General features: G+C 72.2%; 11 protein-coding genes and 1 riboswitch. Of the genes, 8 read left to right on the top strand and 3 right to left on the bottom strand.

The genetic code is table 11. The features are described from left to right. Both DMB42_RS30540 and DMB42_RS30535 read left to right on the top strand, forming a co-directional pair. The gene (locus DMB42_RS30540) at positions 1-987 is read left to right on the top strand and encodes a glycosyltransferase family 2 protein (protein ID WP_125639191.1); all 987 of its coding nucleotides are present in this window, start codon (positions 1-3) and stop codon (positions 985-987) included. Further along, on the top strand, positions 987-2,222 hold the full coding sequence (locus tag DMB42_RS30535; protein ID WP_125639188.1) for an alpha-2,8-polysialyltransferase family protein: 1,236 nt from the start codon (positions 987-989) through the stop codon (positions 2,220-2,222). The genes DMB42_RS30540 and DMB42_RS30535 overlap by 1 nt, the downstream gene beginning before the upstream one ends. Here DMB42_RS30535 and DMB42_RS30530 read toward each other — a convergent pair. Together DMB42_RS30530 and DMB42_RS30525 are read right to left on the bottom strand one after the other, a co-directional pair. Then, entirely contained in the window at positions 2,206-3,372 is a 1,167-nt protein-coding gene (locus tag DMB42_RS30530) for a DUF6716 putative glycosyltransferase (RefSeq protein WP_125639185.1), read from the bottom strand. The two genes, DMB42_RS30535 and DMB42_RS30530, sit on opposite strands and share 17 nt — an antisense overlap. Continuing rightward, positions 3,369-4,313 carry a hypothetical protein gene (locus DMB42_RS30525; RefSeq protein WP_125639120.1) on the bottom strand — a complete coding sequence of 315 codons (945 nt, stop codon included), beginning with the start codon at positions 4,311-4,313 and terminating at the stop codon, positions 3,369-3,371. The genes DMB42_RS30530 and DMB42_RS30525 overlap by 4 nt, the downstream gene beginning before the upstream one ends. A 97-nt stretch (positions 4,314-4,410) precedes the next feature. Between DMB42_RS30525 and DMB42_RS30520 the strand changes: the two genes are divergently transcribed. The 3 genes from DMB42_RS30520 (at position 4,411) to DMB42_RS30510 (ending at position 7,169) form a co-directional block, all read left to right on the top strand. Then, positions 4,411-5,232 (top strand): aldo/keto reductase, encoded by an 822-nt coding sequence (locus DMB42_RS30520; protein WP_221762412.1) that lies wholly within the window; start codon positions 4,411-4,413, stop codon positions 5,230-5,232. A gap of 19 nt (positions 5,233-5,251) precedes the next feature. Beyond that, entirely contained in the window at positions 5,252-6,205 is a 954-nt protein-coding gene (locus DMB42_RS30515) for a Gfo/Idh/MocA family protein (RefSeq protein ID WP_125639114.1), read from the top strand. Between the two features lie 117 nt (positions 6,206-6,322). Further along, positions 6,323-6,460, top strand: a riboswitch (cyclic di-AMP (ydaO/yuaA leader). Between the two features lie 13 nt (positions 6,461-6,473). Then, on the top strand, positions 6,474-7,169 hold the full coding sequence (locus tag DMB42_RS30510; protein WP_125639111.1) for a CHAP domain-containing protein: 696 nt from the start codon (positions 6,474-6,476) through the stop codon (positions 7,167-7,169). A 51-nt stretch (positions 7,170-7,220) separates the two neighbouring features. On the opposite strand, the gene DMB42_RS30505 is transcribed toward DMB42_RS30510, so the two are convergent. Next, positions 7,221-8,039, bottom strand: a complete 819-nt coding sequence (locus DMB42_RS30505) for a class I SAM-dependent methyltransferase (RefSeq protein WP_185844934.1) — start codon at positions 8,037-8,039, stop codon at positions 7,221-7,223. 168 nt (positions 8,040-8,207) lie between these two features. Between DMB42_RS30505 and DMB42_RS30500 the strand changes: the two genes are divergently transcribed. The 3 genes from DMB42_RS30500 to DMB42_RS30490 all read left to right on the top strand — a co-directional run bounded on the left by DMB42_RS30500 (position 8,208) and on the right by DMB42_RS30490 (position 11,603). Next, positions 8,208-8,636, top strand: a complete 429-nt coding sequence (locus tag DMB42_RS30500) for a YciI family protein (RefSeq protein WP_260478042.1) — start codon at positions 8,208-8,210, stop codon at positions 8,634-8,636. 45 nt (positions 8,637-8,681) lie between these two features. Then, positions 8,682-9,920 carry an RNA polymerase sigma factor gene (locus DMB42_RS30495; protein WP_125639331.1) on the top strand — a complete coding sequence of 413 codons (1,239 nt, stop codon included), beginning with the start codon at positions 8,682-8,684 and terminating at the stop codon, positions 9,918-9,920. A gap of 342 nt (positions 9,921-10,262) precedes the next feature. Continuing rightward, the gene (locus DMB42_RS30490; RefSeq protein ID WP_125639103.1) at positions 10,263-11,603 is read left to right on the top strand and encodes an extracellular solute-binding protein; all 1,341 of its coding nucleotides are present in this window, start codon (positions 10,263-10,265) and stop codon (positions 11,601-11,603) included. Positions 11,604-11,623: the final 20 nt, after the last annotated feature.

The following is an 11,623-nucleotide window of genomic DNA, read 5'->3' as shown; positions in this document are numbered from 1 at the left end:
ATGACGCCGACCACTCTCTCCGTCGTCGTGCCGGTGCGTGACGGTGAGCGCTTCATCGCCGACGCGCTCACCTCACTCGGCCGCAACGCCCGGCGCGACTTCGAGTTCATCGTCGTGGACGACGGTTCCGTGGACGCCACCCCGGACATCATCGCCGACTTCGCCCGCGACCTGCCCGGCCTGACCGTGCTGCGCAACCCCGCCCCCGTGGGACTGGCCGACGCCCGCAACACCGGGCTGTCGGCCGCCTCGGGGCGGTACGTCACGTTCATGGACGGCGACGACTGGCTGGCCCCCGGCTACCTGGCCGGGCTGGTGGCGGCCATCGACGGGCTCGGCTGCGACTTCGTCCGCGTCGACCACGTCCAGGTGGAGGGCCGCAAACGGGTGGTGCACCGGGCCCCGCTGTCGCGGCGCGGCGTGGTGCTCGACCCCCGCGGGGCGATCCTGCCCGCGGGGATGCGGACCATGGTGGACTACCCGTACGCGTGGGCCGGGGTCTACCGGCGTTCGCTGCGGGACCTGCTGCACTTCCCCGGCTCGCTGCACACCGCCGAGGACCGGCCGTGGATCTGGCGGCTGCACCGGGAGGCGGCCACGTTCGCGGTGGTGTCGCTGGCCGGGGTGTTCTACCGGCGCCTGGTGTCCGGCTCGCTGACGCAGGTCGGCGACGAGCGGCAACTGCACTTCTTCGACGCCTTCGAGCTGGTCCTGAAGGACCTGGAGCCGGAGTTCCTGCCCAAGGCGGCACGTAACTTCTGCGCGCTGCTCGCCCACCACCTGGAGCTGGCCGGCCGGTTCACGCCCGCGCTGCGCGCCCGCTTCGAGGAGCGCGGCGCGCAGATGGTCCGCGGCCTGCCCGCCGCGCTGGTGGCCGACGCGGTGTCGCGGATGGCCGTCGAGCGGGAGGCCGCGCTGCGGGCCCTGGTGCCCGACATTCCCCCCAGCCCCCACGTCCGGATCCGCCGGGATCGGGAGGACTCCTGATGAAGGTCTTCTACGCCTCGACGCTGTTCGGCGCGATGTCGCTGGCCGCGGCCATCGACGACGGCCGCTTCGGCGACGGCCGGCGCGTGCTCCTCGTGTCGAACAACGCGGCGATCCCCGAGGTGTCGGTGCCGCTCGACAACACGCCGGGCTTCGCCGTGCTGCGCTCGCGCTTCGACGAGGTGCACTCCTGGAACGACCTGATCGCGCCGCTGCACCCCTCCGACTGGCGGGCGCGGGTCATCGAGGTGCCGATGTTCGAGCGGCTGATCCGCTCGTACCTGGCCCTGGACGAGGTCGAGGAGCTGGTGCTGGAGTCGATCGCGGTGCCGCCCGCGCGGACGATCGCCGGCCTGGTGCGCGACTGCCCGATCACCGTCTACTCCGACGGGCTGATGAGCTACGGGCCGACCCGCGACCCGCTGCCGGCCGAGATCTCCCGCCGCATCGAGCGCCTGCTCCACCTGGACCTGGTGCCGGGCCTGACCCCGCTGCTGCTCAGCGAGTACGGCGTGCCGCCCGTCGTCCTGCCGGGCGAACGCTTCCTCTCGGTCGTACGCGAGGTGGCCTCCACCGCGCCCGACATGCTCGCCGGGCAGGCGGTCATCCTCGGCCAGTACCTGTCGGCCCTGGAGATCGTCACGCCGGAGGAGGAGGCCGAGCTGCACACCGCGATGCTGCGCGCGCTGGTCGCCCGAGGCCACACCAGCGTGGTGTTCAAGCCGCACCCGGCGGCCGGACGCCGGCACGCGCAACTGCTGCGCGCGGCGGCCGAGCCTCTGGGCGTACGGCTGACGGTCGCCGGGGAGAGCGTGCCCGCCGAGGTGTGCTTCGCGGCGCTGCGGCCCGAGCTGGTCGTGGGCTGCTTCTCCACCGGCCTGATGACCGCCCGCCGCTACTTCGACCTGCCGGTCGCCTCCTTCGGCGCGGACCTGGTGCTGGACCGGCTCACGCCGTACGAGAACAGCAACAGGATCCCGGCCACGATCGTGGACGCGCTGCTGCCCCGGCTGGGCGCCGACGGCGTGATCGACCAGCCACCGCGGACCGACCTGGCCGCGCTGGTACGGGCGGTCGGCTACTGCATGCAGGCCGACGCCTATCCGGAGCTGCGCCCGTCGGGCCTGGCCTTCGACGGGCGCTACTTCAAGCGCAAGCGCCTGGAGACGCTGGGGCTGGCCGAGCCGCCCTCGGCGCTCTCCAGGCTGCGCAGGAAGATCAGGTCAGCGATCTGAGGTAGCGGCGCACCCGCCGCTTGGCCCGGTAGCCCGCCCGCAACATCGTGGGCGGCACCTCGACGCGCAACCGGGCCCGGCGGCGGGCGGCGGCGTGCTCGGGCCCGTCCAGCAGCGAGCGGGCGGGCTCCCGTTCCCCGGCCGCGGCCAGGCCGGTCAGCAGCCGCGCCCAGTCGTCGCGGCCGGCCGGGTGGAAGTAGTTGGCCTCGCACCAGCCCGGCTCGGCCGTACGGAAGTCGCCCAGGGCCAGCTCGTCGAGGGTGCCGAGCAGGCCGCTGCCTTCGAACACCAGATTGATCATCTCGGCGTTGACGCCGAAGTCGCTCAGCACCAGCGACGGCACGCCCATGGCGATGGCCTCCAGCGCGGCCGTCGAGCTGACCGTGACGAACCCGGCCGCCCGCGAGAGCTGTTCGTGCATCGACCCGGCCGCGAAGGACAGCCGGCCCGGCTCGCCCATCTCGCGCCACAACCGCTGGTAGTGGTGGCGTTCGTTGTGGGTCTGCCGCTCGTGCTCCAGCGCGCGCAGCTTGACCACGACCTCCAGGCCGGGCCGGCGTGCGGCCAGCTCGGCCAGCGACAGCAGCACCCGCTCGCGCTCCTCGCGCGCCCGCGGCACCTTGGCCTGGGTGGCGAACACGATCCGGTCGCCGATGCCGGCCGCCGCGCCCGGCCGCAGGAACGGCAGCCGGGCCAGCCCGACCGCCCCTCCCCCGCCGAGCCGGGCGGCGATGCCGGAGAACTCGGCCACCTCGCGTTCGCTGTGCACCACGAACAGGTCGCAGCCGCTGCGGAACAACCACGCCTTCTCCGTCGCCGGCACCGAGATGCCCGGCAGCCCGCTGACGAACACCGGCCGCGGCCGCAGCCCGGCCAGCACGTCGGCCACCAGCACGTCCACGACCGGGCCGGTGCAGCCGACGAGGATCGCGTCGGGCCTGGTGCGCTCGGCCAGGCGGCGCAGCGACCGCGCCGACAACACCGGGGGCGCCGCGCGCCCGCCCACCGCCGCCGCGATCTGCTCCGCCGAGGGCGCGATCGGGGTACGCACCACCACCAGCTCCGTCTCGCAGCCCGCGGGCAGGTCGTCGAGCAGGCAGGCCGCCCACTTCAGATACGAGTCGGAGTCGGCTACCGCCAGCACCCTCACCTGGAAGCTCCTGTCAAATGCGATCGCAGGTCGGGGGCCGCCCTGCTGGTCCACCAATCGTCGGGCACCTCGACGGGCTCGACCTCGACACCGCGCGGGCCGAGCAGCACCCGCAGCGAGGTGATCGCGGTCGAGGGGAGGCTGAGCACCCGCTGCCCGGCGTCGAGGCCGCGCAGCGTCAGCTCGGCCGGCACGCCCGCGTCGTGCACGGTGATGCCGGGGCGCTCCCTGATCAGCGCGAGGTCGACGGGGTCCTCGCGGCGGTGCGGGTAGTAGGCCAGCGGCTCGCGGCCGGCCAGCTCGGTCAGCCAGCGCAGGTAATGGTCGCGGTGCACCAGGCCGTTGCGGACCAGGGAGGTGCCGAGGACGACCGTGCGCTCGGCGGGGCCGTGGACGCTGGGCGGCTGGGCGCGCAGCCAGGCGAAGTCGTGGCGTACGAGGTCGACGCCCGCCTCGCGGACGGCGGCGGCCAGCTCGTCGGGGACGGGCAGCGCGGTGAAGACCGACACGCGGCTCATCCGCAGCCGCAGCGCGGCGGCCAGGCCGAGCAGCGCGCGCGTCCGCGACGGCGTCGCCCGCGCCCGCAGCAGCGGCCGGTACGGCCCGGCGGCCAGCAGTTCGAGCAGCCTGAGCGTGGCCAGGCCGTCGTCCACGATGACGATGCGGCCGGGGTTGGAGGTCAGCCAGCGCATCTGGACCTTGCCGGAGAAGGCGTCGCCGACGGCCTGGACGCGGCGCGGCATGCCCTCGCGCGGCTCGTCCAGCACCAGGCCGGCGGGCAGGTCGAGGCGGCGCAGCTCCTTGCGGGTGGCCCGCAGCGGACGCAGCCCGGCGCGCGGCACGACGAGGGTCTGCGGACCGAGGAGCCCGGCATGGTGGGCCTCGACGGCGCACAGCATCTGGAGCGGAGACTCCACCCAGGCCGACGCCTGTCTGACCACTCTGTTTCCCCCAGCCGGTGGATGGCCTTGCACGACCCGCCTCAAGGTAGCCCGGCCTGCTTAAGCCGCAAGAAACGACACGTGAACAATGGAGGGTATGAACTCGCTGATGCTCAACACAGACGGTGTGCAGATCCCGCAGCTCGGCTTCGGCGTCTGGCAGGTCCCGGCCGACGAGGCCGAGCGGGCCGTCACGACCGCGCTGCGCGCCGGATACCGGCATATCGACACCGCCGCCGCCTACGAGAACGAGGAGGGCGTCGGCGGCGTCGTGCGCGCCGCCGGGATTCCCCGGGAGAAGGTGTTCGTCACCACCAAGCTGTGGAACGGCGACCACGGCCGGGCCGAGCAGGCCTTCGACGAGAGCCTGGCCCGGCTGGGCCTCGACTACGTAGATCTTTTCCTGATCCACTGGCCGGTGCCCCAGCAGGACAAGTACGTACAGGCGTGGCGCGCGATCGAGAAGATCTACCGGGACGGCCGGGCCAAGGCCATCGGGGTCTCCAACTTCACCGTCGCCACCCTGACCCGGCTGATGAACGAGACCGACATCACGCCCTCGATCAACCAGATCGAGCTGCACCCGTACTTCCAGCAGCGCGAGATGCGGGCCTTCCACGAGGCCAACGGCATCCTGACCGAGGCGTGGAGCCCGCTCGGGCAGGGCAAGGGACTGCTGGCCGACCCGGCGCTCGGCGTGTTGTCGGAGAAGTACGGCAGGACGCCCGCGCAGATCGTGTTGCGCTGGCACCTCCAGCTCGGCAACGTGGCGATCCCCAAGTCGGTCACCCCGGCGCGGATCGAGGAGAACCTCGACGTGTTCGGCTTCATCCTCGACGCCGAGGACATGGCGGCCCTCGGCGCGATGAACGCGGGGCGGCGCATCGGGCCCGACCCCGACTCGTTCAACCTGACCTGAGCGCTCTACGATCTCGGGCGTGCGAGATTTCACGTGGGGGATAGCGGCGACCGGCGGCATCGCGCGTACCGTGGGGGCGGCCATCGTGGCCGAGCCGGGCATGGGGGTGGCCGCCGTCGGCTCGCGGAGCCTGGTCAGGGCGCGGGCGCTGGCCCTGCCGCTGGGCGCCGAGTCGGCCTACGACTCCTACGAGGCCCTGTGCGCCGATCCGGCCGTCGACGCGGTCTACGTCGCCACCCCGCACGCCCAGCACCTGGAGGTGGCCGAGGCCGCCATCGCGGCGGGCAAGTCGGTGTTGTGCGAGAAGCCGCTGGCGGCCACTGTGGCCGACGCCGAGCGCATGGTGGCGCTGGCGCGCGCGGCCGGGGTCTTCCTCATGGAAGCCATGTGGATGCGCTTCAACCCGCTGATCCAGCGGGTGGCGGCCGATCCGCGCTTCGGTGAGATCCGTTCGGTGCGGGCCTCGTTCGGGTTCGCGCTGCCCTACGATCCCGCCCACCGGTTGTGGGCGCCGGAGCTGGGCGGCGGGGCCCTGCTCGACCTCGGGATCTACCCGTTCGGGCTGGCTCAGCTCCTGCTCGGCATGCCGGAGGGGCTGCGGGTGACCGGCTCGCTGGCGCCCAGCGGGGTCGACGCCGAGGCGGGCGGGGTGCTGCTCTACCCGGGCGGACGGCGGGCGCTGGTGGACGTGTCGCTGCTCGCGCACCACCCCAACGACGCGAGCGTGGTGGGCACGTCGATGCGGGCCGACATCCGGGCGCCGTTCTGGGCGCCGGAGCGGGTGTTGTTGTCGGGGCCGTCGATGGAGCCGGAGGAGCTGGTGCTCGATCCGGCGGACAACGGCTACGCCGGGGAGCTGCGCGAGGTGCGCGCCGCCACGGCCGAGGGCCGTACCGAGAGCACGATCATGCCGCTTGACGAATCCCTTGCCATGATGGGACTTCTGGCCGACGCGCGCGGACAACTCTCCTAGCTGGGCCTTTAGGCAGTTGCCACACTCTTGCCCGATGTATTACCTTGTGGGGCATCTCGTGGCAGACGTCCGGTTTGTCCGACTTTGTTCAACCATCGCACGACATTTCACAGGATCGTCCTGTGACCGCTGAATCCGCCTCCGGGCGGAACCGGGGACCCACGTCCTTTGGGGTGAATCGGCACTTCGGTGCCGTAGGGCAGCTTCCACGTCCGAACCCGTCAGCTAACCCGGTAAGCGGCATGGAAGCAAGGAGTTAATGCCCTCGATGGCCATACACCGTCTCTCCCGTGCCCCGAAGATCAACTACGCCCGCGCCCCGCTCGGCGTGACCGTCATCGCCTCCGCGCTCGGCGCCCACGCCACCGCCGCGAGCGCCGACACCACCGACCCGGCCGCCGCCTCCGCGCAGGCGGCCGTCGCGCCCGAGGCCGCCACCCAGGCCCGCATCCCCACCGAGACCCAGGTCAACGTGACCGCCGCCCAGGTGCTGGCCATGGCCAAGGCCCAGGTCGGCACCTCGGAGAACGCCTACGGCGGCGGCACCAAGTTCCAGAAGTGGTACGCCGACTCCCAGCGCGCCGACGAGACCGTCGCCCGCGACGGCGGCAGCCGCCAGGACTACATCAACGCCCCCTGGTGCTCGATGTTCGTCTCCTGGGTCGGCGAGGAGACCGGCGCCCGCCCGCAGGTCGGCTGGGACGCCTGGACCGTCGCCCACGCCAAGTGGTTCGCCGCCAACAAGCGCTGGGGCAGCCAGGCCAAGCCCGGCGCCGTGGTCTTCTTCTCCTGGAGCGGCAGCAAGAACCTGGGCGCCATCCAGCACGTCGGCTTCGTCGTCAAGGACAACCACGACGGCACGATCTCCACGATCGAGGGCAACACCGGCAACGGCAAGGTCGAGGAGCGCGTCCGTCCGAAGTCGCAGGTCGTCGGCTACGGCTACCCGCAGTACGCGGGCTGACCCCCGGCTTTCGAGCGCGTGTCCCCGTGGGGGACGCGCGCTCGCCGCGTCTCAGGGCCGCACCGCGAGCAGCGAGTACAGGATCGGCAGGTTCGTCCCGTCGACGGGGAACCGGTGGAGGCCGTCCGCGCCCGCGGCCAGCAGCCCGCGCGGGTCCATCTCGGTCGCGACGTGCTCGCCCAGCTCGGCCACCGTGAGCCCGGCCCGCGCCGCCGCGGTGACGATCTCCCCCACCGAGTACGGGTACTGCACCGACTCCTGGGCCTCGGTCACCACCCCGGCGTCGGCGTACGTGCCGGTCACCGTCTCCCGGTGGGCCTCGCCGCCGCCGTAGGGCCAGTCGGCGACCAGCGGGTCGACCGAGGCCACGGTCTGGTAGGCCGGATGCAGGTCGACCAGCACCAGCCGCCCGCCGGGCCGCAGCGCCATGGCCGCCCCGCGCATCCACGCGCCGAGGTCGCCGATCCAGCACAACACGCCGTACGTGGCCACCACCACGTCGAAGCCGCCGGCCAGCTCCTCGGGCAGCCGCTGCGTGTCGGCCTCCACGAAGGCCGCCGCCAGCCCGGCCCGCGCGGCCAGGTCGCGAGCCCGCGCGACCGCCACCGGGGAGAAGTCGACGCCGGTGACCCGCGCCCCGAGACGCGCCCAGTTCAGCGTGTCCATGCCGAAGTGGCACTGCAGGTGGAGCAGGTCCTGGCCGGCGACGTCGCCCGCCAGGCGGCGTTCGAGCGCGTAGAGGGTCTGGTGGCCGTCGCGGAAGGCGCCGACGTCGTAGAACCTGTCGGCGGCGGTGGAGCCGTGGATCCGGGCGCGTTCGTCCCACAGGGCTCGGTTGGGGGCGAGGACGTCCCCGGCGGGTTCGGACATGGGTCGAGAATGGCACATCCCGGGCCTGCCCTTCACCGGCCTTTCCCGTACCGTGCCCTGAGACGGGACGGCCCGCGTGTCGATCCGGCCGGCGCCCGTTCGACGCGCATACGGGACCGGCCCCCGGAGCGGGGGCCGTGCGACAGAAGGGACCGCAGCGTGAAATTCATGATCGTCGGCAAGGCGAATCCGGCGACCGAGGCCGGGGAACTGCCCAGCCAGGAGATCGTCGACAACATGCACGCCTACAACGAGGCGCTGGCCAAGGCGGGCGTGCTGCTGGCCGCCGAGGGGCTCTACCCCAGCTCGCAGGGCGCGCAGATCGCCTACAGCGCCGGCGGGGCGAGCGTGATCGACGGCCCGTTCGCCGAGGCCAAGGAGCTGATCGCCGGGTTCTGGCTGATCCAGGTGAAGTCCAGGGAGGAGGCCATCGAGTGGGCGCTGCGCCTGCCCGTGCCGGGTGGCCACGAGGGCATCGGGCTCGACGTGTGGCGGGTGCACGACCCCTCCGACCCGCCCGACGCGGGCTCCTCCGACCCGGCGGAGATCGAACGGGAGAGGGCCATGCGCCGGCGTCTGGGCGGACGGGAGCACTGACCTCCGCTTGCGGGCCGGGGCGCGGGCTGGTGTCATGGGCCGGTGATGGCTTCCGACACCCACCGGGCGATCGAGGCGGTCTGGCGGATCGAGGCGGCCCGGCTCATCGCCGGGCTCGCCGGGCTGGTCCGCGACGTCGGCCTCGCCGTGGAGCTGGCCCAGGACGCGCTGGTCGCGGCCCTGGAGCAGTGGCCGGAGTCCGGCGTGCCGCGCAACCCCGGCGCCTGGCTGATGACGGTGTCCAAGCGCCGGGCCATCGACCTGATCCGCCGCAACGAACGGATGGCGCGCAACCTGGCCGAGCTGGGCCACCGACTGGAGAGCGCCGGGGACGAGCCGCCCGAGGCCGACGAGATCGAGGACGACCTGCTGCGGCTGGTCTTCACCGCCTGCCATCCGGCGTTGTCGACGGAGGCGCGGGTGGCGCTGACGTTGCGGGTGCTCGGCGGGCTGAGCACCGGCGAGATCGCCCGCGCGTTCCTGATCCCCGAATCGACGGCGGCCCAGCGGATCGTGCGCGCCAAGCGCACCCTGGCCGAGCGGCGGGTGCCGTTCGAGGTGCCGCAGGGGGCGGAGCTGGCGGGGCGGTTGTCGTCCGTACTTGAGGTCATCTACCTGATCTTCAACGAGGGCTACTCGGCGACCGCGGGCGACGACTGGATGCGGCCCGCCCTGTGCGAGGACGCGCTGCGGCTGGGCCGGGTGCTGGCCGGGCTGATGCCCGCCGAGCCCGAGGTGCACGGGCTGGTCGCGCTCATGGAGATCCAGGCGTCCAGGGCGGCGGCGCGTGTGGGGCCGTCCGGCGAGCCGGTGCTGCTGCTGGAGCAGGACCGCAGCGTGTGGGACCGGCTGCTCATCGGCCGTGGGCTCGCGGCTCTGGCGCGGGCGGAGGGACTGGGCGGCGGCACGGGCGGCCCGTACGTGTTGCAGGCCGCCATCGCCGCCTGCCACGCCCGCGCGGTCGATCCCGGCGACACCGACTGGGTACGCATCGCGGCCCTGTACGAGTCGCTGGCCCGGCTGGCGCGCTCCCCCGTCGTCGAGCTCAACCGCGCGGTCGCGCTGTCGATGGCCTACGGACCGGCGGTCGGCCTGGAGCTGCTCGACCAGATCGTGGACGAGCCGTCGCTCAAGGGCTACCACCTGCTGCCGAGCGTCCGCGGCGACCTGCTGTTCAAGCTGGGCCGGCGCGGCGAGGCACGGGCCGAGTTCGAGCGGGCGGCCTCGATGACGCGCAACGCCCGCGAGCGGGCCCAGGTAGGCCAGCGCGCCGCCGCCTGCTGAGGCGGGCGGAAGGTTTGGAACGTGCCAGCAAACCGTCACACAGGGTGACAGCGGGGCGCAACCGGGAGCAAGGCCAGGCTGTCCGGGCGACATGCCCTTGATGCGGCACAAAAGATGTCTCTTGAGGTGGGAGCGCTCCCAAGCAGCCCTTTACACCCTTCATGCCGATAAATCCTGATTAGGGGCGGCAAATCGCACGGTTGGTAACGGTTCCGTTTCGGCGGATTGACGGACACAGCCGGTAAGTGCACCCTTTGTGGGAGCGCTCCCAAACACTCCCACCGCGGCGGAGCGCGTGCCGCGGTGCACCTCCCCACCATTAACCCGAGAAGGGGTCCCACCATGATGATCAGCAAGCGTCGCGGTCTGGCCGCGGCCTCAGCCCTGGCCGCGGCGGCGCTGACCGTCGCGTCGTGCGGCAGCGGCGGCGACACGCCGGCCGCCAGCAACGCCCCCGCCTCCTCCGCGGCCGCCGAGCCCGTCACGATCCGGGTGCAGACCTTCGGCGGCGGCTCCAACTTCGGCTACAAGAACGCCATCGAGAAGTGGAACGCCGAGCACAAGGACATCCAGATCAAGGAAGAGCACCTGACCGACCAGTTCGAGCAGCAGTACTGGCCGCAGATGATCCAGTGGTTGCAGTCCGGCAACGGCGCGGGCGACGTCATCGGCATCGACGAGGGCGGCATGGGCCTGGCCAAGGCGCACCCCGAGTGGTGGGCCGACCTGAAGGAGTACGGCCTTGAGGGCCGCAAGGCCGACTTCCCGGCCTGGAAGTGGGAGAACGGCGTCACGGCCGACGGCAAGATCTTCGGCCTCGGCACCGACATCGGCGGCATGAGCCTCTGCTACCGCGCGGACCTGTTCAAGAAGGCCGGGCTGCCCACGGACCGCGAGAAGGTCGCGGCGCTGTGGCCGACGTGGGACGACTTCATGAAGGTCGGCCAGCAGTTCCAGGCGAAGGTGAAGGACACCAAGTTCACCGACGGCACGAACACGCTCTACAACGTGGTGCTGTACCAGGAGGCGGCCAAGAACGGCAACGTCGCCTACTTCGACAAGGACAACAACCTCATCGTCGACAAGAACCCGGCGGTGAAGGCGGGCTTCGACTTCGCCTCGAAGCTCAGCCAGTCCGGCCTGACGGCCAAGCTGCGCAACTTCACCGACGAGTGGGCCGCGGGCACCCAGAAGGGCGCCTTCGCCACGGTCGGCTGCCCGTCCTGGATGCTCGGCGTGGTCTCCGGCAACGCCGGCGACGGCATGAAGGGCAAGTGGGACGTCGCCTCGGTGCCCGGCGGCGGCGGCAACTGGGGCGGCTCGTGGCTGGCCGTGCCCAAGCAGTCCAAGCACCCGAAGGAGGCCGCGCAGGTCGCCGACTACCTGACCGGCGCGCAGACCGAGGCGAGCATCTTCACCGACTTCGGCAACATGCCGAGCAACAGCAAGGCGCAGGCCGACACCGCCGTGCAGGGCGCGAAGAACGAGTTCTTCAGCGACGCCCCGATCGGTGAGATCTTCGCCAAGTCCGCGGAGAGCCTGCAGCCGGTCTTCCTGGGCGTGAAGCACGCGCAGGTCAAGAACGCGGTCGAGTCGGTCGTCCAGGGCATGGACGACGGCTCGGTCCCCTACGACAAGGCCTGGCAGCAGCTGGTCGACGACGCGGTGAAGGCCGCGGGCTGATCTTCCCCCGCCCGGCCCGC

The sequence above is a fragment of the Nonomuraea sp. WAC 01424 genome, from assembly GCF_003947315.1.
Lineage (GTDB): Bacteria > Actinomycetota > Actinomycetes > Streptosporangiales > Streptosporangiaceae > Nonomuraea > Nonomuraea spiralis.
This window is presented reverse-complemented; position numbering and strand designations above follow the sequence as displayed.